The following is a 25,321-nucleotide window of genomic DNA, read 5'->3' as shown; positions in this document are numbered from 1 at the left end:
TTTTACAGCGCTTGCCGCTGCTGATCGAGCCGCGCGGCCGCCTGAACGAGATCCGCCAAATTCGGGCCAGCGGTGGTGGGGCAAGGCCCAGCTTTGGGCCGAGGCAGGACGGCATCGCTGAAAGATGTGACCAGTCCGCCCCAAGCTGGCGCAACCTGAGCGACGCGTTTCCAATAAATGATCGCGGAACTTCTTCGCGTTCCGAACGGCGTCGATTGCCCGTCCGTCAATTGCCAAAACAGCTGATAGCGATCCCGATGAGAGAGGCGCGCGATGGACATTGGCCGTCGACTAAATTGAAAGCAGGCTGATCCAAGAAGGTCCGGGAGTGATCGCCCCTCTGCCATTCGATGCCCTGATGCCTGCAGACGAAGCAGATCGTCGATCAGACGCTCAAGACGCCGAACCCCATTGGTGGCAGGACGGATGCGTTTGCAGAGGGCCGCGCCGCACCAGGCGCAGATCTGATGCGGCACAAGACGCTTCTGGCTGAACGGAGCCAATCCTTGTCCGCAGGATGGGCACCTGTCCCGAAGTCGGCAGCCGTGGCGAAAGCAAGAAACGCGTGTCGCGAGGCGCCAGTCTCGGCGAAAATAGGGCGTTTCGTCTTCCGCCAGACAGGCCGGGCAGAATTGCAGCCAGGTCGCCTGCGTCTTTGGTGCGCAACTCTGCTGAGGCGATGCCCGCAGGGGCAAACGCAGCACGGCCAAAGGGTCGGGAGCATTAGTCAGAGCCGTTATGTCTTCCAGAGGTATGTGGGTATGCTCTTCCAAAAGCTGCAGGATGCGACCGGGCAATGCCCGATCAAGCCGCGCCGACCAGTTCTCACCCGGCGCTTCGAGAAGCGCACCAAAATAGTGCGGAGGTATGCCGTTTGCGTAAGCGAGGCGGTGCAGCCAACTCGACAGAAGTTCACCTGGTGCGGGCATAATGCTCATGGGCCAACGGTTTCCCGCCGCACTTTCATACCGCTCTGCAGGTGTGACGGAGATCCCGGTCGGCCCAAACCTCATGTCATCTCGTGACGCAAAGCCGAATTGCGGCGCCGCGAGAGAGGCACATAGCCAAGGTCCGACAGGGTTGCGCCCGTGATCCGGTCCTCACCGCGCGAGATGGCCGCAACTGCGGCCCGGGTGACGATCTCGACAACCTCGCCGATCAGCCCCTCTGACAGATCGTGGATGATCTTCGCCAAGGGTTCGCGCGACAGATCGGAGGTGTCGGCGAGCGGCAGACTGGCTTCCAGGCTGTCGAGAAGCGTCGCGAACTCCTCGTCATACGCCCATCGTGGAATGGGGATCGTATCGAAACGTGAGCCCATTTCGTCGGTGTCATGCACCGCATCGTAGATCGCGATCTCGCCGACAAGGACGGGTGAGATGTCATGCACCCGTGCGATCCGCCGCAAGAACGAAAAGATGGCCTTCACATCCTGGCGCCGCCCACGCAACGCGCTGTGGAACTCGTCGAAGATCAAAAGGCGCGGCTTCAGGCGCTCCAGAAGATGATCGACCTGATCGCCGGCGCGGGACAGGCTGCGCCAGCCCGCGGCTTGTGGCGCGCGCAATCCGGACAGGATGCTGGCGTAGAAATGCGACAGGCCCGCACCTTCCCGGGTCTGGATCACCCACACCTTTTGCTGGTCGGCGGCACGCAGATGTTCGACGGCGAAGCGTTCGGCGATCATGGTCTTGCCGTTATGGTAGGGACCGGCAAGCAGCAAACCGCGTGGGCGCAGCGATGGCGGTCGCTCAAGCAGCAGTCGCATTGCGTCATGCGCCGCGCCGGCCGCCGGATGGCTGATCCAGCGCGGCGCGCGCACATGGGCGATCCGCACTGCGTCATCGGCCTGCAAGAGTGGCACTATGGCGGGCATGAGGTGGTCCGGCACCTTACCAATCCTCGACAGGGAAGACCCGCCGCGGACGATCCGGGTCGAGCTTTGCCTGGGCCGAGGCGGAAGGCGCAGCGAAGTCGGCATAAGGCTTCTTTGCCTCGGTGGCATGCCGGGCGCGGGTCATCTCCTTCAACCGGCTTTTGGGGGTTTTGGCGGCGGCAACAGTTGCGGCGATTTCGCGTCGGATGGCTGATGCCTCCTGCACAGGGCGCCGCTGGATTTCGCGCCGCCGCTGTCGATCCGCCTGGTGCTGCCAGAGCGTGATCGGCTCGGCCAGTCCGTCCCGTCGCCTGACCGGCCGCCAAGCCTGGGTATCCGGATCCTTGACGTAGACATGGCTGATGTCGCGAGGATCATAGCACAGATCGAGCGGGTTCAGCCGGTCACGACGCGCGACCAGCCGGCCCAGCCAGGGCTCGAAATAGTCGATGGCGAAGAGACTGATGCCCTGAGGTGAAATCTTCCGCGTCTTGCGCGGCAGGAAATTCAGCAGCACATCGACAGGTGCATCGATCGGCTGGTCTTTCGGCTGGAACCGATCTTCCCACTCTTTCGCCGGAACGGTCAGCTTGCGCGCATTCTGACTCAGGTTGTGGTCGATGATCGCGAGCGCGATGCAGCGTTCAAGATCCGCGAAGCTGAGCCGTGCCCGCGCTTCCGAGGCATAGTCGCCCCGATCCGCGATGGAACGCCCCGTCTTGCCCGGCAAAGCCCGCAGCGCCGTGTTCACTTTCCCCAGCAGGCGTTCGACGACTCCGCCCCGATGCACGGTGCCCTTGTTCCGCATGCGTATGGCGATGCCATAGTCCGCGCATCCTCTGCTGAAGGTGCTGCTTTGGAACTCCTTGGCGGAATCGACGACGATCTGCTTCGGGCGACCATGCATTGGCCAGGCATGATCGATGCCGCGTTCTGCCAGCCAGGCAGTCTTGCAGCACATCGCGTGCGCCAGACAAAGCGCGACAGACAGTCGTGACGGCCGCTCGAGGGTCAGGCAGAAGCCGATGATCGCGCTCGTGGCCACATCTGCAGCGATGGTCAGATAGGGGCGACCAACGAAGACGCCGTGGTCATCAATCACCTCGACAAACTGGATGTCTGCCGGCGTGTGATCGATCTGGACAACGTCGAGCGCGTGGTTAGCCCGGATGTAGCCGGGTCGCGGCTTCAGCCGGTTCAGGTGTTTACTATCTGACAGGCGGCGGCGGGCAATTTCTTCCGGTGCGAACAGAATGGGGATCCGCCGGGCGACAGTGACATAGGCGGGTGGAGTGTGCCCTTCCTCTGCGCAGCGGGCGCGGATCTCTTCAACGATCGGTGCAAGGTCTGGCTGCTCAGGGCAAAGCCACATCTCCCGCAGGGTCATCGCGATGATGCTCTCGACAGCGGGGCTGACCCGTGGTTTCCTTGTCCCACTCGTTCGCGGCAGCAGGGACGATACCCTGCGCTCTTCCCGATACCGCGCCAGATAGTTGTAGACTTGGCGTGTCGAAAGCCGCAGCTCGGATGCCGCGCGCATCACGGCCTCACGCACGGGCGCCGCCCCGTCAAGAATCCGGTCCAACTCGCGCGCGATCCGCGTCGCCTTGGCCCAAGCTTCATCCGAGGCATGCGCTCCGCCGGACGTCATCGATATGAAACTTTCGAAACCGGCTGGGCAGTGCGCCAACAGGGCGGCCACTTGCTGAAATACGGAACCAAAATTGAAACCTTAAGCTGAAAAATGATGTGCAATATCGCGGTATCTTCCAGAAATCACGTAATAATCATGTGCTGAAATGGTGAAGAAAATGCGACACTGGTTCCTGCCGGGCCCGATGGAAGCAGAACCAGATTATCTGCCTCCCGGGCCGCGGGCGGAACCACCGGACACCTCGGTCATCGACGACTGGGCAAAGGCGGAAGGGGCTCACGCTGCACGCCTCGCAAGGGTAGCTGGACGCTTGGGTGCGCTGGATGACCGGTTGTTGCGCGGCCCAGAAGGCTGGCGGCATAGACTGGCTCTGATCGAGGCTGCAGACCTCAGCTGGTTCGCAGGTGATCGGGTGAGTTCTGATCGTCTGGCGCTCTGGGTATCGATGCGGCTATCGGGCGCACAGGATGACCCAAATGCGTTGGCAAGAGTTGGATGGGCTGTTCGTCGCCTGACAGGTGGTCCCGGCCCGAAGGTCGATCTTGCAGCGTTTCTTGACCGCCGCGATCCCGAGAATATTGAAGACAGCGCTGAGCGCCTCAAAGATCGTGCGGGCGGATGGCTGGACGTAATGGCAGCCGCAGCCGATCTCCACCCAATCACGCAGTCTTGCATGGGCTTTCATCTCTGGAGCCTAGCGGGTCTCGGGCAACACGGAGACCAGATCGAAGCGGCCGTCACAGCTGCCAGGATCGCGGCCAGCAACGGAAGCGGTGCCATCTTTGCACCGCTGGCCATGGGTGGGGCAGGGGGGCTGCGTGCCTCCGGCTTGCCGTTAGAGCGGTTGGTCCGCTGGCTGGATGGTATGGACAGCGCCATTTTGACTGCGATGCGTTATCTGGATGATATTGAAGTATGGGACGTTCGCGCGAAGAGTGCGATGGCGCAACTATCGGGTCGTACACCTGTAGCATTGCGCAAAGTCCTCACGGAATGGCCTTTGATCTCGGCTCCTATGGCCGAGGCCTTGACGGGTGCGAGCCGGGCTGCTGTGCAACGCAATCTGGTCAGGCTGGAAGATTGGGGCTTGATTCGTGAGATGACAGGGCAGGGGCGCTTTAGGATGTGGCGGATCGACATCTAGTTGCTTGACAAATCCTGCGCCAACACGGCCTTGCGGGCAAGCTGCACTCTATTGGCGGGATCGTCAAGCGCAGGGCTCATACTCCCGCGCCAGGCTTTCAACACTGCGCCCGGTTCGCATCAGTGCGACCATCTGCTCCTTGAGAGGAGCAAAGACGATGACGATTTCAAACGAACTGCTGGACCGAGAAATCTTCTACTAGCTGAGAGAAGCACAGATCATCATTGAAGGATGGCGGAAGTACGACAACTCAAAGCGGCCTCACAGCGCATTGAGTTATCGGCCGCCAGCCCCGGAAACCATCGTCCAGATGGACCAATGGCCAGCGATGCACAAACAATCAAACCGGACCAGTCAGATCAAGTAAGCAAGGACCATTCCGCAAACCACACCCGAAGAACTTCTTCCAACCACCAGAATACCCACAGTGCCAAGAGCTGTAGCAGAAGACCGAACGCTACGGTTCTTCGGAAAGTGACGTTCTTGCCGCGCCAGGCGATAAAGAGTCGGACGATTGTATTCGCACTCAGCGCAGCTGCAAGTGGAAGCGCCCCATCCACCGCGGGGATCTGCCCAGCCGCAACGAGTGAGGCCAGAGCGACGGTTGCGGAGTTTGTACTGACCAGCCCGGCCAGCGCCACAGTCGCGAGGACGGCTGCGTTCCCGAAAACGTCATTGAGGGTCGCTGAGATTAGCATAACGGTTGCAACAATCAGTGCGAACTGGATGGCTGCTTTCACTGAAAAAACCTGCGACGGCAATTCAAGTACCGCAGGCTTCGCTTTGCGGCGCAACACCAGTACGAAGAGAGCAACTCCGTGCAGGGCGGCAACAAGACCGGCGCCGACCAGCAAGGGAAGCCCCACTGTGAACATGGCGGGACTCAGCGCCAGCAGGATGATGCCGGTCTGCACAAGTGACGAAACCGACGAAAGCGTTGCACCAGTCGCCGCGCTCCAGGCATCTTCGGGCTTTTCAGCCGAACGCTGACCGAGCGCCACGATTGTCGATGTGCTTGAGACAAAGCCGGACAGAAACCCGCTGATCGGCAAGCCAAGGCGCGCTCCAACAACGCGCGTCGCGATATGGCCCGCAGCGCCGATCAACATGATGATGACGATGATGATGAAAAGGGCGCGGGGATTAAGGGCTCCGCCGGGACCGATTTCGAGGTTTGGCAGGACGGGCATGATGACCAGGATCGACACGCCAAGGATGAGGCCGTCACGTAGCTCAACCTCGGTCAGAATAGACCGGCTGAAGCCGCGCAGTAAGTCGCGTGCAGCAAGCAAGGACGCGATGACCACAGCGGCGCCCGCCGCAAGCAACGCCGTTTCCGTGGCCATGGCTCCCAGAAGCACGACGGAAACCAACGCAAGACTGGTTGTCAGGCCAATTCTCCGGTCGGCTTGCTGAGCGACGGATACCACACGCATTGTCGCAACGGCTGCGACGGCGATCATCAGAAGCGGGACACCTCCCGCTATCATGCTGATTGCGCCGATCAGCGATGCCAAAGCAAAGGTACGCACGCCTGACGTCGCTTCCTCGCTTAGCGTATGTGTGCTGCGTTCGCGTTCAATACCGATCAACAGCCCAACTCCGAGGGCTTCGATCAACGCGTAGAACGTCTCCGGGTCCGTTTCCATTCAGCAACCGTAGCTGTTGATTTGCTTCGTCGCAGCACGAAGAAATGCCGGGTATAGCATGATGCTTTCCTCAACAGTGTTGAAACGAATGGCCCACCTTGTTACATGTAACAAGAAAGGGGCCGCCATGCCAACCCCTGTTTCCCAGCGTGTCCGGAAGCGCCGTGATGCCTTGCGGGCCGCTGGCCTGCGTCCCGTCCAGATCTGGGTGCCGGATACCCGCCGCCCCGGTTTCGAAACCGAGTGTCGTCGTCAGGCAGCGCTTGTGGCCCAGGCCGATCACGGCGAAGACGGCCTGAACGACTTTATGGATGCCGCCCTGGTCGAAGTGGACGGCTGGGAGTGAGACGTGGGGAGCTGGTGACGGTCGCCCTCCCAGGCGACCACGGCAAGCCGCGTCCCGCGCTTGTAATCCAGTCCGACCGGTTCCCGGATACGGCCACCACGACCGTTCTTCTGATCACGTCCACGCTGGTCGATGCGCCGCTGATCCGGCTGACGGTCGAACCCTCGCCGGAAAACGGAATGCGGGCCACGTCGCAGGTCATGATTGACAAGGCCATGACGGTCCGAACGAACAAGCTCGGAGGCGGTTTCGGCCAGCTCGACGATACTGCTATGCTCGAAGTCAATCGGGCGCTGGCGCTGTTTCTGGGTGTGGCAGGGTAAGAGAGGGCTGGACTACAGGTCTTCTGGAAACGGAAAGGGCCGGGCGAGGAGGGAGACCGATGATAAACCCGAACGATCGGATCGACCCGACCACGGTTTTCGCGGCACGGCAGGAAGCCCACCTGCAAGCGCAGTTGGACCGCAGCTGGGCGAGGGCGGCATCCTGATCCAACGGCGCGCTGACGTCGACTGGTTCAACAGCCGTCGCCTCCTCGAACCGATCGGAAACATCCCGCCCGCAGAAGCCGAGGCCAACTTCTTTGCAGCTCTGGAAACTGAAGCCATGGCCGCGTAACTAACCGCAACCAGCCTCCGGCAAACCCGGCGCGGTTCAATCAGTGGAATGAAAGCACTGTGTTATCGAGTTGATTTGAGAGCATTAGCTTGAGGTATTATCCTATAGACGGTCTTGACGAGAACAGCACCCACATTCGGAGTTGGATCAGTTAGAATGACAACTCTCAAGCCATCACGCTCTCTCCAAACGACGTCTATCCCGTCCTTAACATCTGGCCGAATTGGGTTGAGAAGGACTCTTTCGAAATTCTCCTGAGATATACCGGCGTCAGCCATACGAGCCTGAGCATGACGGCTAACGGCAACATTGCCCAAACCTCTGACGTCCGCATAGTAGTGTTTGATCGCTATTCTCCTTCAAAAAGCTAATTGCTCAAGTCTATCGTGGGTGTACGACAATGCAGCACACCGCCTCCTGTCGAAGACGGTGTGCATAGGGCGGTTAGTCAAAAAATTCCGAGAAGATCGATTGTTTCCGCCGTCGTTTGTCATAGCGGTCATCGTCGTCATACCGATCATCCCGGCGTCGATCACCGTATCGGTCATCGTCGCCTTTCAGGAGGGACGACGCCATTCCCATAAACCCGCTGCCCCCTCCGCGCCGATCGGAGCCCCTTTGAGGTTCCTTGTCCAACGCTACCGGCGCGGTGGAGCGTTCGATGATCTTGTCCAGTTCGCCCCTGTCGAGCCATACGCCCCGGCACGACGGACAGAAGTCGATTTCAACTCCGCTCCGGTCGGACATCGACAGACCGGTATGGCAAACGGGGCACAGCATGGCTGATACAGCTTCTTGAGTTCGCATGGTCCTTTATCCTTCCTGCCGCTGGCCGAAGAGGCTCAGCAGCATCTGAAACAGGTTGATGAGGTTGAGGTAAAGGGAGAGGGCTCCCATGACCTGAAGTTTTCCGAGGTGTTCCTGGCCCGCATGTCCCTGCGCGCCGCGATGCTCCAGGTATTCGCCCTTGAGCCGCTGCATGTCCCACGCCGTCAAACCGGTAAAGACGATCACACCGACGACCGAGACGACCATGGACAGCGTGCCGGAACCAAGGAACAGGTTGATAATCGAGGCACCGATCACACCGATCAGGCCCACCATCAGGAAGCTGCCCCAGCCCGACAGATCGCGCTTTGTCGTATAGCCCCAGAGCGCCATCGTCAGGAAAACGATAGATGCGCTCAGGAAGGCCTGGACGATGCTCGTGCCGGTAAAGACGAGCAATGCGCTGGCCAGAGACACGCCCATGAGCGCCGCAAAGCCCCAGAAGAGGCCGTGCAGTGTGCCAAGCGACAGACGATCAAACCGGAACGATGCGAACATCACCAGTGCCAGGGGCGCGAAGATCGCGACCCACTTGAGCGGTGTGCCGAAGACGAGGGCAGTAACAGGAGCGATGTTTGCCACGGCAAATGCAACTAGTGCAGACAACACTAGCGCACCGCCCATATAGGCGAAAACACCACTCAGATATCTGCGCAAGCCCATGTCATATTGGCTGCTTGCGTATGATCCGGTGCCATGGCCGGGAACAGTTTTTTCCATCGCTAAAATCCTTCTTCGTTAGCGCGAAGGAGAGCAGCGGTTCCTGGATGTCTGACTAGCAAGCATCGGTGGCCCACCCCCCCCTTCAGGGGAGCGATCCGACATCACGGGGGTTGTCACATTGACAGCACCGTCAGAGGGGCCCGGCTCGCTATATTGAAATGGCCCTGCACCCCATGCGTTTCAATAGGGAGAACAGAAGATTCGGAGCCTCAGGCGATGCCTTGAAGCAACGAACACCCGGCTTAGAAAAAGCGCATCATGGCAAAGGCCCCGGCAGCGAAAAGGCCTGCCACGAAAGCGAACGAGGCGAAACTGAGGGCGAACCCGCCAAGAAGCCACAGCCCATCGCGCTCGCTGAGGCTGAGTGCCATCATGATGACCGACAGGGCCGGTACCGTATTGCCGAACGGTATTGGCAGGAACATGAACACCGACATCACAAGGCAGGCAAGTCCGACGGTCAGATCCGCTGCTCTACGCGACAGAATCCAGTATCGGGGGTGGACGAGCCGCTCAACCCATTCGATCCACGGCAAGGCGCGTGTCAGGATTCTCGCGAAGGCCTGATGTTCGATTGATCTTTTGCCGAGAAAATCCGGGAGCCATACGGCGGTGCGACCGAGAACGAGCTGCATTGCGACAAAGATCAGGGGCGGTCCGGTGATGACGGACGAGCCTGGCACAAAAAGGAACAGGTTCGGGAGCGCGAATATGACTAGCAGCGGCACGAAACTGCGATATCCAAGCGACGTGATCAGGAGATTGAGCGAAACGCATTCCAAGGGACTGTCCCGGAGGTCGCGCAGAACAACCGACAGTTTCCTGTCGACTGTTAGGTCATCATGGGGCAGATGCACGTCCTTCCTATTCATTCGCAATCCGAACGGTCCATCAAGTCGCCGGGTGTCTGGGTGTTACAAAGCAGTGCCGATTGAAGATCGGTGCGATCCAGCAAAGCACCTTCAAACACGGCCCCGGTCAGATTCGCATCATCGAAGATGACGTTCTCAAGCTGCGCGCCAACAAAGCTGGCACCTTTGAGGTTTGCGCCAGCAAAGCTGACATCGCGCAGAACTGCGCCATCGAAGATTGCGATGTTCATGACTGCACCATCGAACATGATGCTGCTGAGCTGAGCAGATGACAGATTGACGCCCATCAGCCTCTGGCCCGAAAAGTCATGGCCATCGAAGACGCAACCCTCGCAGTCGCCAAGTGCTCTGACATCAGCCAACCTGCCTTCGTCTTCGGCATAGGCGGCACCACCAAAGGCGAAAGTCAGAACGATTGCAGCCAACAGCGAGACGTTAAGACCGTTCAGAACGCCGCCGAAAAGTCTGACCGGGGAGCCGCAAAGCGGTCTGTCCTTGCCCGGAAAGGGGATGAGGTGACGATTAAACACCGGCAACCAGCCACGCTGTATAGGCCGCATAAGCTCCGAGGAAAGCGAGACCGACCCCGCGCCCTATCCGTTGCCAGGCAACGACGGCCATGATCAGCAGGATAGTTGCTGCCGTCATGACCCAGACATCGAGTTGCGCGATCTGCGGCGGAATGGGGATTGGCTGAACAAGCGCGGTGACGCCCAGAATACCGAGGATATTGTAAATGTTCGATCCGATCACGTTGCCGAAGGCGATGCCGGATTCGCGCCGCAGTGCTGCCATGACGGATGTCACAAGTTCGGGCAGTGACGTGCCGACCGCGACAACCGTCAGCCCGACAACGGTCTCGCTCATCCCCCAAAGGAGTGCGAGAGTGACTGCGGCATCGACGGTCAGTCGCGCGCCGAAGATCGTCAGGGCAATGCCGCCGACTGCCAGACCAAGTGCCACCCAAACGAAACCGTAGGCAGGAGCCACCCCCGGCACTTCCGAAGATGGTAATGCAACGCCATCGGTCTTGTAAGCGACCCAGATGTAGGCAAGCAAAGCCATTACCAGAACGCCACCCATCCAGCGCTCAAGCGTTCCAAGTAAGATCACAGCGACGGCCAGTGCGGTTGCGATGGCAAGTGCGGCCCCATCGCGGCGAAAAGCCTGGGCATCGACCGTCATGGGCATGATGACCGCCGCAACCCCGACGATCAGCAGGATGTTCGCGATGTTAGAGCCGATCACGTTTCCGACCGCGATACCGGGAAAGCCGCCCAACGCAGCCTGAAGGCTTGTCACCAGTTCTGGTGTAGAGGTGCCAAAACCGACAAGCGTCAGGCCAATCAACAATGGGGATACGCCGAACCGGGTCGCGGCGGACACGGCTCCTCGCACCAGTGCCTCGCCACCGGCAACCAAAAGGGCGAACCCAAGGATAAGCTGAAGATATTCCATGAGCGGACCGTCCTTAGATGCAAGGTTGGCGAGCGCATGGGATATGCAACTCGGTGGCCTGTATAGTGGAAATAGGGAGCGATGACACTCGATTTCAAGTGGTCGAAAACTTTTGCGAGTGAGAGCGCAGGTCCGACACTTTGAACGTTTTTGGCGGTGCCATTGTTCGCTTCTGACAACTACCACAATCGGTGGATGCCGGTTGAGCGGCAGGCCTATTTCTGCGATCCGGAGTTTTCTCCATAATGGACGTGCCAAGCGATTTTCCATCCAAGAAGGAGAGGACCATAGTTATGCTTTGGAACCTTCTCAATGGACCTTCTGAACCTCTCCGACAGTCCGAGTCACTACATTTGAGAGCCGCACATGGCTTGCAAAAAGCGGCAGTCGTTATTGCTTCAATTCTCCTCAAAACAAGGGGTGAGGTGACTTCAGCCTAGCGACGGCAAAGGGTGCAGGGTATTTTATCGGCCGCCTCATGGAGCACTTGAATGCCGGCAAGGGAATGCTGATTTCAGTTGTACTCGAGGGAATTGGTCCTTCGAAGTTTTCAGGAGAAAACGAATATGCGTCGTGCAGCAGTTGGTACTATGATGGCCGCTCTGATCGCGGCTCCGGCCTTCGCCCTCACGGTTTCGGACGTCGATACCGATGGCAACAGCCTGATTTCCTTCACCGAAATGGCGGTGATGTATCCCGACCTGACCGAAGAAGCCTTCGGCGCAGTCGACACCAGCGGTGACACTTTCGTGGACGAAACGGAACTCGCTGCCGCTCTCGAAACCGGAATGATCGAGGAGCCGGCCGAGTAACCCTTCTCGGTCAGGTTTTTCGCATTCAATCAAAGGATTGATGAGATGGAAGAGAACATGCATGCGCCCAAGGCGACCAACTGGTGGGTCTGGGGCGGAGCCGCAGTGGCCGCGATCGTCGTGATCGCCGCTCTGGGCTACGGGTATGATTGGTTCGGCGGCGGGGCCGCCGATGAGGTGATCCCTGCGATCGAACAGACCGCGCCAGCAACTGAGTAGGCGCCAGAAGCTTAGAAACATGCCTCTGGTGGACAGAAATTCGCCAGAGGCCTGTTTCACTCGACGATGTCGTTATTTCGGGACTCCATCGTTCTAATGCCCGGGAACCCTGCAATTACTACCGTGGTGATTGAAACGCGGTATGGAAAACAGTGGTGCCGGGTAACGTCTGCGGCCTGGCAGGGCCCGGACTCCCAGAGCTGAACCTGTCGCTTCTTGCGACATCACTCCAACCACCCTCGAAAGGTACCACAATGAAAAACGATAAACACGGCAAGCGCGGCAACAAGGAAGCCAAGAAGCCGAAACAAGATAAACCGAAAGTTTCCGGGTCAGATAATCCGTTCGCGGGCAAGCCCGCAGTGGAGATTGCTAGAAAGAAGCTGAAGTAACTTTGGCTTGCCCTTGCGGTGACCAATCACCTCAGACTTCGCGGGCGATGTAGCGTTTGAGACTGCGAATGGCTTCCAGCTTCGAGTTGCCGGCAGCGATGCGTTTGGCAACATAGGCCTGGGTGCGTGAGTCCAGTCGCAACCGACCGATCGCGGTAATATGGATAGCGCTGTTGGCCGCGCGATCGCCGCCTCTGTTCAACCGGTGCCTGACAGTCTTGCCGGAAGATGCGGGTACCGGACTGACGCCGCAAAGGTCTGCAATGCTCGCTTCGGATTTGAGGCGCTCGGGATTATCGCCAGCCGTCAGCAATAGTTGCGCCGCGCTGTTCAGGCAGATCGCTGTCTGTTCGAGCAGCTCTGGGCAAGATCCTTGACGATGGCTTTGATCATGTCGTCCAGGTCGGCGATCTCATCATGCAGTTCGAGATAACGCCGTGCCAGCGATTTGAGCGAGATGCGATACGCTTCTTCGACCTCCCGATATGCCGTGAGATCGGGCCGCCAAGCTGCCAACGTGCGGATCAACTGCATGGGTGTCATCTGCCGCAACGGGTCTCGCAATCTGTCGGGTACGCAGACGATCGTTGTCTGGATCATCTGCAAGGCGATGCGGTGCGCCTGAACTGCGGTCTTGCGGCAAACCCTTAGTACACGGAGGCTTTCGACCATTCCATCACGGCTCATTGGTGTCACGGTGTGACGTTCGGTAAAGGCTGCATGAGCAGCGCTTTCCGCATCGAAGTGGTAGTTCTTTCCGCGGCGGTGTCGGTCATGCTTGTCAGGGGCAGTGACCTCCAGAACCTCGACACCAGCCGCCTGCATGTAACGCAGCAATCCTGCGCCATAGCTGCCCGAGCATTCGATGCCGAGGCGCTGCAGATCGCCGAAAGACCTCATCCAGGCGAGCATCAAGCGGTACCCATGTCGTGTCGTGGGAAAGCTTTCGACACCGAGAACGCGATCCCGGTGGTCGACAACGGCCGCCACGTGCAAATCCTTGTGGGTATCGACGCCTCCGACAACGCGAGATGCTTTGGTGTAATCGGCCATGTGATGATCCTTTCCTGCGGCGCGTGAACGAGAACCGCTTAGAAGACTGCAGGGACAGGACAGTCATGAGACCGGATGGTCAGGCCCTTCTTGGGTCACGGCGCACCTTTGAGACAAGCTCGCCGCAGGGCGTTCCCGGATGATCGACAAGTCCAGAGAAAGACACGTGTCAGGTCGATCGGAGTGAGAGTCAGATCACGCCGGGAAGCCATGCGGCACCAACCCAGCGAATGGTCGATCGGTGTTTGAGTCAAACCACCCGAGAACTGGCACCGATCGTATGACTATCGGCGTTCATGATCTCTGACGGACCAAACTTGCCGATGGCTTCCTCCAACGCTTCGACGCAGATACGCCACGATCTGATCGGCATGTTGAAGCACTCAAAGCTTGCGTTGAATGTCCCGTTCTTCGTTCGTCATGAATACTTCCTCCACCCGAGATTGGGTAATTTACAGGAAGTGTCCCGAGAGTCCGTACATATCTACAGAAGTCCCCGGGCGACGGTCGTCAGGCAAGCGCGGCGAACAGGCCCAGCGCGATCAGGATCAGGCTGACCGAGGTAGCCGTGTGGTCGTTGATCAGCCGCTCCAGCCGTTCCAGCCCCTCCGCAAGTTCCGGCAAGGTCTGCCCGTTCTCAACCGGCTTTTCCGATGCGCGCACCGATGCGGCGGCTTGAGCCGCGGCGACCGCACGGGCGCTGACCCTCGAAACCACGCCGAGCAGGTCGCCTTCGGGCAGCGACGGGGCGCGCAGCCCGATTCCCAACGCAGCGATGACGAGGGCCGCCGCGAGCCCTAGAGGCCAGGCGCTGGCGCTGACGGCCAGGAAGTCAATCGTCCCATACGGTGCCTTGCCCGTTGCCGCAGAATAAAGAGACCACGGCAGGGCAAGCGCAGCGGCGGCCAGAGCCACCACCGGCACAACCATGAGGCCGGGCAGGCTCTTCGCCTTGTCGGCCGCAGGCAGAGTGAACAGAAAGCGCGCCAGCAGAAGCCCCGAGGTGAGCGCGGAGAGGCCGATCAACGTGGCGCCAAATTCGCCTGCGGGGCCCTTGATCGCGGATTTCGCCAGCGCTCCGGCGGTCAGAGGCAGCCCCGCGACCGACAGGGCGATCACCGCCAGTGCCGCGATCACCAAGCCGCGCGCGCCCCCCCGAGCCCTGCTGGCCAGGCCGACGCCCAGGAACAATGCCCCCTTGGCCAGACCGTGATGCAGCGCATATAGCGCGACCGCCGGCAGCACCGAGACCGCTGGCAGGCCCGCCGCCAGCGCCGCGCCCATCACACCGATCAACAGCCCCATCTGGCTGACGGTGGAATAGGCCAGCACCGTCTTCGGATTGGCCTGCATCGCCCCGTAAAGCGCCGCCGCGAAGAGCCCGCCGAACCCTGCCAGGGCCAGCATCGTACCACTGATCGGCCAGGCATGGCCCCAGGGCAGAAACGCAACCAGCCCGAAGATGCCCGCCTTGACGATGGCGCCCGACAGCACCGCAGAGGCTGGCACCGGCGCCGCCGGATGCGCCACCGGAAGCCAGACATGCAGGGGGACCAGACCCGCCTTGATGCCGAATCCCGTGATGATCAGCCAAAGGGTCACCGGGTCGGCCGTTGCAACGGCGAGGTTCAGGCGGACATCTTCGATAAGGGTGGATCCCCCTGCCGCCTGCGATGCCATCAGGAAACCCGCCAGAAGCGCGGTCTCGCCGATCACCGCAAGGATGATGTAGACCGTGCCTGCCCGCATCGAGGCGGGCTTGCGATCATGGATCACCAGCGGATAGGCGGCAAGCGACACCAGCGCAAAGTAAACGTAAAAGCTTGCCAGATCGGCGGCGAGGAACACGCCCAGATTTCCGGTAAGAACGAGCATCCAGAACAGCACGAAGCTTTGCGCACGAGGATCGCCGCGCATGTAGCGCATGGCATATACCCCGGCCCAGAACCACAGTGTCGCCGCACCGCCCAGGAACAGCACGCCCGTTTCGGTCAACCGGAGCCCACCGTCGAGCAGAACCCATCTCACGCCAAAAGTGTCGTCCCGCGGCGCCAGGAACATGGCGGCAAGTGCTGGCAGCGGCCCGAGCGGCAGCGCCAGCAGCATCCTCGGCCCGAGTTTCGGCACCAGGCACAGAACGGCGAGAAGGAGCGGCCAGAGGATCACGGCCGGTAGCAGAAGGGTGGCAGCTTCGGTTGTCATTTCAGGTATCCCCTCTCCGCGATCAGAATGACCCAACTCAAGGGGCTGAACGGGAAAGCCGCAAAGAGGCCGGCCACCAGCACTGTCAGCGCGGTTATCGCGGCGGGGAGAACCAGCATGCGGTTCCAGGCGCCGTCCAGTTCCCGCACCGGCGCATGGCTCTGTGATGGCGCAAGCAGCCAGGCGCGGTACAGCAGCGGCAGGAAGTAGAGCGCGTTCAGCAGAGACGACCCCGCCAGAACGGCGACGACCCATCTCGCGTCAGATTGCAGCCCGCCCAACCCCAGGTACCATTTCGAGATGAAGCCCGCGCTCGGCGGAATGCCAATCATGCCGAGCGCGCCGACACTGAAGGCCGCCATGGTCACCGGCATCATCCGCCCGGCGCCGTCGAGATCCGCAACCGCCTTGATTCCCATCCGGTTGGCCAGCGCGCCCGCACACATGAACAGCGTGATCTTCATGATACCCTGATGCACCAGATGCACCAGCCCGCCAATCATGGCGAAGGGGCCGATCAGACTGGCCCCGAGAATGATGTAGCTGACCTGGCTCACCGTCGAATAGGCCAGCCGCTTCTTGATGTCGGTCTGCATCAGGGCGCGGAACGAGCCATAAAGGATGGTTGCCGCGGCCAGCACGGCAAGCGGGGGACCGAGCCCCAGATCCGAGACCGTATCGATGCCGTAGACGTCGTAGATCATCCGCAGAATCCCGAACGCGCCGGCCTTGACCACGGCAACGGCATGCAGCAGCGCGCTGACCGGGGCCGGGGCGGCCATCGCCTCGGGCAACCATCCGTGGAACGGGATGAGCGCCGCCTTCACCCCAAGCCCGCCGATGCAAAGGATGAAGATCAGCGTGAGTTCGAGCCGCGGGATACCGGACAGATCAGGCCGCGCAGCGAACTCGATCGTGCCGACATGCGATTTCAGCCAGACGATGCCCGCCAGATAGGCGGCGCTGCCTGCCAGCGTATAGATCAGGTAGATGCGCCCCGCGCGCAGGGACTTCTCGTCACCCTTGTGGACGACCAGCGGCCACGTCGCCAGAGTCAGAAGCTCGTAAAACACGAAGAACGTGATCGCTGTGCCGGACATGGCCACGCCGGTCGCCGCCAGGACGCAGAGGTTGAAGAACCCGAAAAAGCGCGCCAGGTGAGGGCCGCGTCCGAAATAGGCGATCGCGTAGACGGTTGCAATCAGCCACAGGAAGGCCGAGAGGGTAATGAACAGCAACGCGAAAGCGTCGGTGCGAAGAATGAAATCGTGGCCCTGCAGGAATTCGTAACGCCATTCCGTGGTCACACCGTCTTCCACTGACAGCAGCAGAAACCCCACGAGCGCCAGCTTGGCCAGCGCGAAGCTGATGTTGATCACGTCGCGCCATACCGCCATGCGCTCGGGCAGGGCGAAGCTGATCAGTGCCGGAACGAAGGGCAGGAAGACCAGCAACAGGGGTAGGAATTCGTTCATTGGACGTCCTCCGCCTCAGTTGCCGGCGGCCCTGCCCAGGGCGACCCGGCAGTGATATCGACCATCGCCTGTCCGGCAAATCCCAGCGACACTGCCAGCAGCGCCAGCGCCAGCGGTGCGGCGGTGCGCAGCGGGGCCTTCGCCACGACCACCGGCGTGTCGCTTCCGGCGAAGGCCCAGGCCAGCGGCTTGAAAAGATAGACCGCGGCCAGCAACCCGCCGACAAGCAGCACCGCCGCCGCGAACACAGCGCCTTGCTCCACTGCGGCCTCGAGCAGGAGGAACTTGGCGAGAAAGCCGGCAGAAGGCGGCAGGCCCATCAGGGACACCGCCGCCAGCCCGAAGGCCGCAACGGTCAACGGCATAGCCCGCGCAAGCCCGTGAAGGTCTTTCAGGTGGTGGCCGTTCACGGCCTTGAGCATCAGCCCCGCGGCAAGGAACATCGCCGCCTTGGCTAGCATGTGGGCGGTCGCGTGGATCGTCATCCCGGCCCAGGCTCCGCCGGTCCCTGCCGCGGTCGCGACCAGAGGAAAGGCCAGCAGGAGATAGCCGATCTGCGCCACCGTCGAATAGGCCACCAGGGCTTTCAGGGTGTCCTGCCGGATCGCCTGGACCGAGCCGTAGAGAACCGCCAGCGCGCCAAGCCAGCCCAGCAGCTCCAGCCCCGCAGGGGCGATGATGGCCGGGAAGGCCTCGAACCAAAGGCGAAGCAGGATGACGAATCCCACCTTCACGACGATCGCGGAAAGCAGGGCGCTGGCGGGGGCGGGGGCGGCGGCATGGGCCGGCGGCAGCCAACCGTGCAGTGGAAAGACTGCAGCCTTGATCAGCAGTCCTGCCGTCATCACCGCGAGCGCTGTCTTGGTCGCAAGGTCAGGCCGCGCCATCTCCGCCAGGAGCGTCAGATCCACCGTCGCATAGTTCGAGAACAGGAGGGCCACGCCCAGCAGGTAGGCCAGTGATCCGACCAGAGCGATCACGAAATAGCGCAAAGCGGCCCGCAGCGATCCCATCGCCGCCATCGCCACCGCTGCCAGGCTGACCATCTCCAGCGCGATGTAGAGGTTAAAGAGATCGGTGGTCAGGAAACCGGCATTTGCTCCGCCCCACAACAGGTAGAAGAGCGGCCAGAAGGCAAAGCCGTGGGCGGTCTCCGAGCGGTCCGCACCGGGTGCGAATTCGTGAAGCGCATATAGCCCGACGATCGCAGCGCAGACGGCCGTGGCGGCCACCATCAGCTGTGCTACCCCATCAGCGCGCAATTGAACGCCCAGCGGCAGGGTCCAGCCGCCGACCACATGCCCCGAGCCCTCTGGCAGCAGCAGCAGCCAGACCGTCAGGCCCGCCATGACCGGGATTGCCGCCAACAGCCACCAGCGCCCCCAAGGGCCAGAGAGCAGTGCCGCGATCATGAAGGCGAGCGGCGCCGCGACAAGCAGGTCGAGCGGGCTCATGGGTGGTTCCCGTTTGTGTCGTCGGCGGCCGTGCCGTCCGGCGCGCGCTCGTCCTCGGCCACGCGCAGGATAAGCGCCGCGCCGAAGGCGGTGAGAGCAACGGCGACGACGATACCCGTGATCACCAGCGCCTGCGGGAACGGATCGGTCGAGTCGGCGCCGCGCCCAAGGCCTCCCAGGATCAGAAATATCCCGGCGCCTACCACGTTGACGGCAAGAAGCTGACGCAGCGGATGGCGCAGGGTCAGAAAGCCATAAAGACCAAGCCCAACCAGAACCGCGCCCGTGAGGGGGTAAAGATGCTCCACTATTGCCATGCGTCGGTCAACCTTTATGATCCGGCGTTACCGGCGGACCGGCCAGCTGGAGTGCCAGGGTAACGCCGATCGACAGCGCGAGGCTGTATTCGATTGCGACGATAAGTGCCTTCTCGAAGCCCGGAGGATAAAACAGAAACCGGCCCAGGGCGATGCCCGCCAGGCCGATAGTCAGGAAGACCGCCGGACCAAGCACCAGCGCCACGCGCAGGAGGCGATTGTCGCCGCGCGGCCACAAGACCGCGCCGCCGATCACGGCAATGATAAGACCGCCGGCAAGTACGGTTCCGGCCTGGAACGCTCCGCCCGGCAGGTCCGACCCGGTCCAGACCAGATAGGCCGCCATGACCAGCGCCAGGGGCAAGAGCAGCCGCCCGAAGGCCGCGGCCACGCCGTGGCCCTCACGCTCTGTCAATGCCAGCGTGGCGGGCGGGTGCGGCCAGGCAGTGCCCGGGGCAAGCGACCAGACCGCGACCAGGGCGCCCAGCAGGACAAAGGTTTCCAATAACGTATCGTAGGCGCGGAAGGCCAGAAGCACGCCGGTCACCGGGTTCTCGATGCCAAGCGACGGCATCAGCGCGGCGATCGGTCCGCCCAGGTCGTCGGATGGCGCGACGCTCAGAACAGCGGCCCCGACCAGCGCCGCGAAACCGGCGCAGGCCACCAATGCGCCAGCGCGGAGCCAGCCGGGCATCTCGTCGCACACAAGATCGTCGCCAAGCGCCATCAGCCGTTGCCGCGCCAGGATCAGCAAAACTCCGGTGACGCCCGCGCCGATGGCGATTTCCGCCATCGCGACATTGACCGCGTCCATCGCGAGCCATGCCAGACCGAGCAGATTGCCGAACACGATGAAGAAGACGATCGCTGCCAGCGCGTTGCGCATCAGCAGCGCCGAGGCGGCAGTGCCGATGATCATCAGACAGAGGATCAGATCGAAGGCCAGCGTCATTCGATCGTATCCTGTTCGGCGCCAGTCTTCGCGCGGCGCGCCATCAGCTGCGCGGTCACGCCCGCGGCCATGAGCGCGAACAGCCAGACGGCGGCGATTTTGACGGCGGCGGTGACCGAGCCCCAGTGCAAAGCGGCGGCGAGCGCCACGAAGCCCAGGCCGACATTGTCGGCTTTGGTGAGCGCGTGCAGCCTCGTCTCGGCATCTCGGAACCGAAGCAGCCCCAACGATCCGGCCGCATAGAAGAACACACCTGTATAAAGTAGCGTGGGAATAATGTAATTCGTGATGGTCATGGCTCTTTGTCTTCCGGCCTTTCGCCATCGCTGCGGCCATTGCGCACGAAGGCGAGAATTGCCACCGAAGCAAGCACCGTAGCCACCAGGGCTGCGTCCAGCATCGAGGCGTCGCCCTTTGCCGCGCCCAGCGTGAGCGCCACGCCGACACCGCTGGTTGCGACCAGCTGCGCAGCCATGACGTGGTCGACCGCCCGCGGTCCGAACCAGGCGCGAAAAAGGGCCAACGCCAGCGTGAGCAGCAACAGGACGGCGGCGATCATGAAATGGTCAACTGCTTCCATGGCGGCCTTCCGTACTCTCATGGGCGGGGACCGGGACACCGAACAGGCGCAGCACGCGGCGTTCCTCCGCCTCCAGGCTGCGCCTGTCGAAATCCTCGGTGTCAACCACGTGAACCTCCAGCGCACCGCTGCGGGTCCCCGCGGCCAATGAGCCAGGCAGAACGCTGACGACCCCGCCGAGAACGGCATTTACCTCGGCGATATTCGTCAAGAGCGGCACCCGGCGCCAATCGGGCCGAACGGGCAGACGCGGGTCAAGGACCCTCCGCGCGACATCCAGACCGCCCCAGAAGCCGCGGAGCAGAAGGTGGGGCACGTAGGGGACTGCCCACCACAGGCGAATCCCCGGTCGCCCCGCGGGGTACAGCACAAGGCTGATCCAGGTTGCCAGAAGAACCACCGGCAGCCCGTGGTAGAGCGCATCCACCGCCGCCCCCGTCAGTGCCAGCCAGAAGGCAGAGAACGCGACGAGGCGCGATGTTGTCGCAAGGGTTTTCATGTTCTCAAGCGTTCTCTTTTTTGATTTCCCAAGGTGACAAGACTGCGATGCACCACGCTCCCCTTCGTTACAGAAATGATCATCCATGGTCAAACCCTTGAACTATTGAAAAATCTGCGAAATTGTTCCGGGCCGACATGGCTCCTGAGACTGCTCTGCTGTGCGCCTTCGAGAAGGGGTCGCGTCTGCTTGCTGCGGTTGATCATATGCGTAACGGCGTGCGAGATGCATAGGCGCAATAGTCCCGGAAGCTCGCCATTAAGGGAAAAGAATGTCGTCTGCCCTGCCATTGAAGGCTTCGTCGCGATCATCACAACCGGCAAGCCGTGACAGATTCAGCCCCGCGAACAGACCCGGTTGCTAGAACGTGCCCAGGACGGTCCCGAGCAGGATCGCGACGACGAGTGCGAGGATAGGTCCCAGCACCGCAACCACAAAGATGTCGGCATAGGACTCGCGGTGGCTCAACCCGCAGATCGTCAGCAGCGAGATCACCGCGCCGTTATGCGGCAACGCATCCAGCCCGCCGGTCGCGATTGTCGTTACCCGGTGCAGCAATTCCGGCGAGATACCCGCGGCTGCCCCCATTTCCAGATAAGTATCGCCCAGCGTCTGCAGCGCGATGCCCATTCCGCCAGAGGCAGAACCAGTGATGCCGGCCAGAACGTTGACCGAAATCGCAAGCGAGATCAGGGGGTTGCCAGGTGCAACGCCAAGGATTGCGTCCCGGATCACGGCAAAGGCGGGCAGGGCGGCGATTACCGCGCCAAACCCCACCAGGGCCGCGGTGTTGAAGATCGGGACGACCGAGGCATTGGCCCCGTCCGACAGCGTCTTGCCGGGGGTCATCAGGCGCCGCGCGTTCAGCGCCCAGACTGCCAGGATCGAGGCCGTCAGCGCAGCGATGATCGCCCACATCCCCTTGACCGAGCCCAGCGTTGCGGGCCCGTAGGGTGGCTCGGCCAGGTAGGCGGTATCGAGCGCCGGGATGACAAGTTTGAGAAACGCGAAGTTCAGCACGACGACCAGGATCACCGGCAGGATCGCCACTGCAAATCCGGGCCGGTCAGTGGCCTGGGGGGCAGTCAGTGGTGGCAGTTCGGCGGTGTCGAACCCCTCGCCATGGGCACGTTCCCGAATCGCTTGGCGCACAGGCCCTGTTGCCTCGGGTTCTTCGGCGGCCAGGAACCCCTCGCCCGCCGCCCGCGCGCGCGCCTCGCGCCAGCCCAGCCAGAGCAGACCGGTGCCCAGCATCACCACCCCGGCAATGATGCCGATCCCCGGTGCGGCAAAGGGCGTGGTGCCGAAGAACGGCATCGGAATGACGTTCTGGATCGCCGGCGTGCCGGGCAGGGCGGTCATGGTGAAGGTGAAGGCACCAAGCGCGATGGTGGCCGGAATCAGCCTTTTGGGCACGCCGGCCTCACGAAACAGCGCCAAAGCGATCGGAAAGACGGCAAAGGCCACGACGAAAAGCGACACGCCGCCATAGGTCAACAGCGCGCAGGCCAGCACGATGGCCAGCACCGCGCGGCGTTGCCCAAGCCATTCGGTCGTACGGTGCGCGATGGCGGCAGCCGATCCCGAGGCCTCCATCATCTTGCCAAAGACCGCGCCCAGCAGGAACAGCGGAAACAGGAGCACGATGAAATTGCCCGCGGCCTTCATGAAGATCTGCGTGAACGTCGCCAGTAGCGGCGCACCGGCGAACGCCGCTGCAAGAAGTGCCAGCACAGGTGCGAGGATCAGCACGCTCATCCCCCGGTAAGCGAGATAGATGAGCAGGCCAAGGGACAGGGCAGTACCCAATATGTCCAGCATGGGAAGTCCTTTCAGCAATAGGTCGCGGCGATGTCGAGCGTGGCCCGGCGGCCGAGATCGCTCCGGTGTTCGGCCAGCCATGTGTCGGCAGCCCGGTAACCGATGCCGTGCAGCCGGATCAGGAACCGCCACTCGGCGTTCATCTTGCTATGAGATCCCTTGTCGGCCATCACGGCATCGTCGTGGATTCGGTGCGCGCGCAGCTTTTCGACCTGCCGGAACAGGGCCTGGCTGTAACGGTTGGGGGGCGTCCGGTCGGTTTCCAGCTGATGCTTCAGGATCGCGACCGAGCGCATCTGACTGACGAGGTTCGTGTTGAAGGTGATCTCATTCAGCCGCGCGAGGATGTCCTGCGGCAGACGTGGCACCTCATCGCGCTGCGACGGGTTGACCGTGATAAGGATAAGATCCTCAGCCGGGCTTTCCTCGATCAGCGGCAGGACCGGCGGATTGGCCACATATCCGCCGTCCCAATAAGCGTCTTCGCCGATCTCGACGGCCTGGAACAGCATCGGCAGACAGGCCGAGGCCATCAGCGCATCGACCGTCAGATCGGCGTTGCGAAAGAGCCGCAGCCTGCCCGTGCGCACATCGGTGGCCGAAACGAAAAGCCGCGGCGCTTCGGGATCACGCAGCGCTTCAAAGTCAATCTGGTCCTGGATCACGCGGTGCAGCGGATTGTAGTTCAGCGGGTTGAACTGGTAGGGTGACAGTGCGGTCTGTCCGGCACCGAGAAAAGGCAGGACCGGGGGCTTCGGCAGCCACGGGGCAAACAGGTTCTGGAATGCCTGAAGCGGAAACGCGCCACCGCCGGCGGCGCGGCTGACCGATTTCCAGAACGCCCACAGCGCCCGCCTTGCGCCATCGCGCCCGCCAACCGACAGTCCATGGGCCAGGACAACCGCGTTCATGGCACCCGCGCTGGCGCCGCTGATACCGGCGATGTTGATGCAGTCTTCATCGAGCAGCCGTTCCAGCACGCCCCAGGTAAATGCACCGTGGGCGCCACCACCCTGGAGGGCGAGATCGACCGCGACCGGTTTGTCCGCTGCTTTTGCCACCTCTATTGCCCTTGTCCTGTTGACGGGATGCTTGCGTCCGCCCAATGCGATTTGCGCGCAACCAAATTCACCGGTCTGGCGCGTTTCGGCGTCAACTCGTGTGATCCGTGTACCCGCTAACGCCTTAGCGGGCCGTCAAGCGGGTGTCGACGTCAATCGAACCACCAGGACGTGAGGTCACGAACCGCCCGTTCGCGAACGCCTGCCCTTGGGTTTCCGCGCTATGCGCAACAAACCACATGCTTGCCCGCAATCATGGACGTGATGGCATTTCATTATGCCAGCCATTCCAAGGTTGAAACAGGCACGCCAAAGCGGTGTTTTCCAATAGGCATTGTCGAAGCGTTGACCGGTCTCAGAGATCAACACAAGGTATCCGATCCAGTTCAGAGGGCGCAGAACGTTCGAAAACAGAAAGTCCGCTTGATCGAGGTATTCACGGGACTGTTGCATTAGTTTTTCCCAGCCCGGATGGTTGCGGATGCTGTGCGTTACTCAAGCGGCCTTGAACAGGCCTTCAATGAACTGGATCTCGCCTCTGACGCCTGGTTGCTTGTGATGGATGTGGCCGCGCTTGATCGAGCGCATTGTCTCGATCCCGCTCAGGGTTGCTTTGGCTGATCGTAGCGACCGAAAACTCTGACGGTATCCAAGGAGCCGTTTCATGGCGGCATGATCGCTCTCGATGCGGTTGTTGCGCCACTTCTTGTCGATGTGCCGAATGCAGTCGAAATGCGGGTCGTAGCGGTGATTGATCTCGCGGATGACGCGTCGATAGCTTTGTGCTTTGTCGGTGATAATGGTGACCGGCCGATGTAGCTTTACGCGTTCGATCGCTTTGTTCAGAAAAGCCTTTGCTGCCTTTGCATCCCGCCGGGCAGTCAGGCGAAAGTCGATCATCTGGCCGTTGGCATCAACGGCCCGCCACAAGTAACGCCACTTGCCGCCAACGCGGATGTAGGTCTCATCTACGTGCCAATCGACACTTGCTCGGCGCAGCTGCTTCTCCGTTCGTTTGGTGATCTCCGGGCCAAACTTGATCACCCAGCGATACACGGTGGACCGATCAACACTGATCCCGCGCTCTAAGAGCAGATCCACCACGTCCTGATAGGAAAGAGGGTAGCGCAGATACCACCGCACTGCACAGAGGATGATTTCACGCGGAAAGCGATGGTGCTTGAAAGGGGAACTACGCGGCATGATCGACCTCAAAAGTAGAATCGTGGCAAAATGGCTTGGTTAATGCAACAGTCCCCCTAAAACGTGGTGAGTGATGGGATCAAACCAGGGCGGATTTTTGCCGGCAACGGTTC

The 25,321-nt window shown here is 61.4% G+C and carries 27 protein-coding genes and 2 pseudogenes; 7 read left to right on the top strand and 22 right to left on the bottom strand.

What is annotated here, in order from left to right; genetic code table 11:
* Nucleotides 1–2: 2 nt before the first annotated feature.
* From QO231_RS26190 to QO231_RS20755, 3 genes are all read right to left on the bottom strand, one after another.
* Complete coding sequence (locus QO231_RS26190) at nt 3–929, bottom strand: TniQ family protein (RefSeq protein WP_394356659.1); 927 nt, start codon at nt 927–929, stop codon at nt 3–5.
* A gap of 80 nt (nt 930–1,009) precedes the next feature.
* Nucleotides 1,010–1,876 (bottom strand): TniB family NTP-binding protein, encoded by an 867-nt coding sequence (locus QO231_RS20760; RefSeq protein WP_036562620.1) that lies wholly within the window; start codon nt 1,874–1,876, stop codon nt 1,010–1,012.
* Between the two features lie 16 nt (nt 1,877–1,892).
* The gene (locus QO231_RS20755) at nt 1,893–3,527 is read right to left on the bottom strand and encodes a Mu transposase C-terminal domain-containing protein (protein ID WP_316781053.1); all 1,635 of its coding nucleotides are present in this window, start codon (nt 3,525–3,527) and stop codon (nt 1,893–1,895) included.
* Between the two features lie 160 nt (nt 3,528–3,687).
* Here QO231_RS20755 and QO231_RS20750 point away from each other — a divergent pair, with 160 nt between their 5' ends.
* Both QO231_RS20750 and QO231_RS20745 read left to right on the top strand, forming a co-directional pair.
* Nucleotides 3,688–4,674, top strand: a complete 987-nt coding sequence (locus tag QO231_RS20750; protein ID WP_316781051.1) for a hypothetical protein — start codon at nt 3,688–3,690, stop codon at nt 4,672–4,674.
* Between the two features lie 169 nt (nt 4,675–4,843).
* Nucleotides 4,844–5,041 (top strand): annotated as a pseudogene (locus tag QO231_RS20745) (integrase core domain-containing protein); the annotation flags it as partial.
* Here QO231_RS20745 and QO231_RS20740 read toward each other — a convergent pair.
* Nucleotides 5,034–6,323 (bottom strand): MgtC/SapB family protein, encoded by a 1,290-nt coding sequence (locus QO231_RS20740; RefSeq protein ID WP_316781048.1) that lies wholly within the window; start codon nt 6,321–6,323, stop codon nt 5,034–5,036. The pseudogene QO231_RS20745 and the gene QO231_RS20740 sit on opposite strands and share 8 nt — an antisense overlap.
* A gap of 127 nt (nt 6,324–6,450) precedes the next feature.
* On the opposite strand from QO231_RS20740, the gene QO231_RS20735 reads away from it, so the two are divergent.
* Together QO231_RS20735 and QO231_RS20730 are read left to right on the top strand one after the other, a co-directional pair.
* Complete coding sequence (locus tag QO231_RS20735) at nt 6,451–6,669, top strand: antitoxin MazE family protein (RefSeq protein WP_055688050.1); 219 nt, start codon at nt 6,451–6,453, stop codon at nt 6,667–6,669.
* Nucleotides 6,666–6,992 carry a type II toxin-antitoxin system PemK/MazF family toxin gene (locus QO231_RS20730; RefSeq protein WP_055688036.1) on the top strand — a complete coding sequence of 109 codons (327 nt, stop codon included), beginning with the start codon at nt 6,666–6,668 and terminating at the stop codon, nt 6,990–6,992. The genes QO231_RS20735 and QO231_RS20730 overlap by 4 nt, the downstream gene beginning before the upstream one ends.
* Nucleotides 6,993–7,731: 739 nt before the next feature.
* On the opposite strand, the gene QO231_RS20725 is transcribed toward QO231_RS20730, so the two are convergent.
* From QO231_RS20725 to QO231_RS20705, 5 genes are all read right to left on the bottom strand, one after another.
* Nucleotides 7,732–8,094, bottom strand: coding sequence for a TFIIB-type zinc ribbon-containing protein (locus QO231_RS20725; protein ID WP_083480564.1), 363 nt, complete (start codon nt 8,092–8,094; stop codon nt 7,732–7,734).
* Nucleotides 8,095–8,100: 6 nt separating this feature from the next.
* The gene (locus tag QO231_RS20720; protein WP_055688033.1) at nt 8,101–8,835 is read right to left on the bottom strand and encodes a Bax inhibitor-1/YccA family protein; all 735 of its coding nucleotides are present in this window, start codon (nt 8,833–8,835) and stop codon (nt 8,101–8,103) included.
* A 245-nt stretch (nt 8,836–9,080) separates the two neighbouring features.
* On the bottom strand, nt 9,081–9,710 hold the full coding sequence (locus QO231_RS20715) for an exopolysaccharide biosynthesis protein (RefSeq protein WP_055688032.1): 630 nt from the start codon (nt 9,708–9,710) through the stop codon (nt 9,081–9,083).
* Nucleotides 9,707–10,240, bottom strand: a complete 534-nt coding sequence (locus QO231_RS20710) for a pentapeptide repeat-containing protein (RefSeq protein ID WP_316781039.1) — start codon at nt 10,238–10,240, stop codon at nt 9,707–9,709. Before QO231_RS20710 ends, QO231_RS20715 begins: the two co-directional genes overlap by 4 nt.
* On the bottom strand, nt 10,233–11,168 hold the full coding sequence (locus QO231_RS20705) for a calcium/sodium antiporter (protein WP_316781036.1): 936 nt from the start codon (nt 11,166–11,168) through the stop codon (nt 10,233–10,235). Before QO231_RS20705 ends, QO231_RS20710 begins: the two co-directional genes overlap by 8 nt.
* 566 nt (nt 11,169–11,734) lie before the next feature.
* On the opposite strand from QO231_RS20705, the gene QO231_RS20700 reads away from it, so the two are divergent.
* The 3 genes from QO231_RS20700 (at nt 11,735) to QO231_RS20690 (ending at nt 12,591) form a co-directional block, all read left to right on the top strand.
* The gene (locus tag QO231_RS20700; protein ID WP_055688029.1) at nt 11,735–11,980 is read left to right on the top strand and encodes a penta-EF hand family protein; all 246 of its coding nucleotides are present in this window, start codon (nt 11,735–11,737) and stop codon (nt 11,978–11,980) included.
* A gap of 45 nt (nt 11,981–12,025) precedes the next feature.
* Complete coding sequence (locus tag QO231_RS20695; protein ID WP_157059040.1) at nt 12,026–12,199, top strand: hypothetical protein; 174 nt, start codon at nt 12,026–12,028, stop codon at nt 12,197–12,199.
* A gap of 254 nt (nt 12,200–12,453) precedes the next feature.
* Nucleotides 12,454–12,591 (top strand): hypothetical protein, encoded by a 138-nt coding sequence (locus tag QO231_RS20690; RefSeq protein ID WP_172796280.1) that lies wholly within the window; start codon nt 12,454–12,456, stop codon nt 12,589–12,591.
* A 31-nt stretch (nt 12,592–12,622) separates the two neighbouring features.
* Here QO231_RS20690 and QO231_RS20685 read toward each other — a convergent pair.
* The 13 genes and pseudogenes from QO231_RS20685 to QO231_RS20625 all read right to left on the bottom strand — a co-directional run bounded on the left by QO231_RS20685 (nt 12,623) and on the right by QO231_RS20625 (nt 25,208).
* Nucleotides 12,623–13,644, bottom strand: a pseudogene (locus tag QO231_RS20685) (IS110 family transposase).
* Between the two features lie 250 nt (nt 13,645–13,894).
* A complete protein-coding gene (locus QO231_RS20680; RefSeq protein WP_316781025.1) occupies nt 13,895–14,017 on the bottom strand; it encodes a hypothetical protein in 123 nt (40 codons plus the stop codon).
* A 137-nt stretch (nt 14,018–14,154) separates the two neighbouring features.
* The gene (locus QO231_RS20675) at nt 14,155–15,846 is read right to left on the bottom strand and encodes a complex I subunit 5 family protein (protein WP_316781023.1); all 1,692 of its coding nucleotides are present in this window, start codon (nt 15,844–15,846) and stop codon (nt 14,155–14,157) included.
* Entirely contained in the window at nt 15,843–17,300 is a 1,458-nt protein-coding gene (locus QO231_RS20670; protein ID WP_316781021.1) for a complex I subunit 5 family protein, read from the bottom strand. The genes QO231_RS20675 and QO231_RS20670 overlap by 4 nt, the downstream gene beginning before the upstream one ends.
* Nucleotides 17,301–17,317: 17 nt before the next feature.
* Nucleotides 17,318–18,775, bottom strand: coding sequence for a complex I subunit 5 family protein (locus QO231_RS20665; RefSeq protein WP_055687854.1), 1,458 nt, complete (start codon nt 18,773–18,775; stop codon nt 17,318–17,320).
* A complete protein-coding gene (locus tag QO231_RS20660; protein ID WP_055687853.1) occupies nt 18,772–19,092 on the bottom strand; it encodes an NADH-quinone oxidoreductase subunit K in 321 nt (106 codons plus the stop codon). The genes QO231_RS20665 and QO231_RS20660 overlap by 4 nt, the downstream gene beginning before the upstream one ends.
* 7 nt (nt 19,093–19,099) lie before the next feature.
* Nucleotides 19,100–20,044 (bottom strand): MnhB domain-containing protein, encoded by a 945-nt coding sequence (locus QO231_RS20655; RefSeq protein WP_055687852.1) that lies wholly within the window; start codon nt 20,042–20,044, stop codon nt 19,100–19,102.
* Nucleotides 20,041–20,340, bottom strand: coding sequence for a cation:proton antiporter (locus QO231_RS20650; protein ID WP_316781009.1), 300 nt, complete (start codon nt 20,338–20,340; stop codon nt 20,041–20,043). The genes QO231_RS20655 and QO231_RS20650 overlap by 4 nt, the downstream gene beginning before the upstream one ends.
* Nucleotides 20,337–20,624 (bottom strand): MrpF/PhaF family protein, encoded by a 288-nt coding sequence (locus QO231_RS20645; protein WP_316781007.1) that lies wholly within the window; start codon nt 20,622–20,624, stop codon nt 20,337–20,339. The genes QO231_RS20650 and QO231_RS20645 overlap by 4 nt, the downstream gene beginning before the upstream one ends.
* Nucleotides 20,611–21,123 (bottom strand): Na+/H+ antiporter subunit E, encoded by a 513-nt coding sequence (locus tag QO231_RS20640; protein ID WP_055687849.1) that lies wholly within the window; start codon nt 21,121–21,123, stop codon nt 20,611–20,613. Before QO231_RS20640 ends, QO231_RS20645 begins: the two co-directional genes overlap by 14 nt.
* A gap of 360 nt (nt 21,124–21,483) precedes the next feature.
* Nucleotides 21,484–22,944, bottom strand: coding sequence for a GntP family permease (locus QO231_RS20635; RefSeq protein WP_316781000.1), 1,461 nt, complete (start codon nt 22,942–22,944; stop codon nt 21,484–21,486).
* An 11-nt stretch (nt 22,945–22,955) separates the two neighbouring features.
* Entirely contained in the window at nt 22,956–24,005 is a 1,050-nt protein-coding gene (locus QO231_RS20630) for a patatin-like phospholipase family protein (RefSeq protein WP_316780996.1), read from the bottom strand.
* Nucleotides 24,006–24,500: 495 nt separating this feature from the next.
* The gene (locus tag QO231_RS20625) at nt 24,501–25,208 is read right to left on the bottom strand and encodes an IS6 family transposase (protein ID WP_316780995.1); all 708 of its coding nucleotides are present in this window, start codon (nt 25,206–25,208) and stop codon (nt 24,501–24,503) included.
* Between the last annotated feature and the right edge of the window lie 113 nt (nt 25,209–25,321).

This window comes from Sedimentitalea todarodis (genome assembly GCF_032595355.1).
Taxonomy (GTDB): Bacteria; Pseudomonadota; Alphaproteobacteria; order Rhodobacterales; family Rhodobacteraceae; genus Sedimentitalea; species Sedimentitalea todarodis.
The sequence above is the reverse complement of the archived record's forward strand: the minus strand, read 5'-3'. Positions and strand labels throughout refer to the sequence as shown.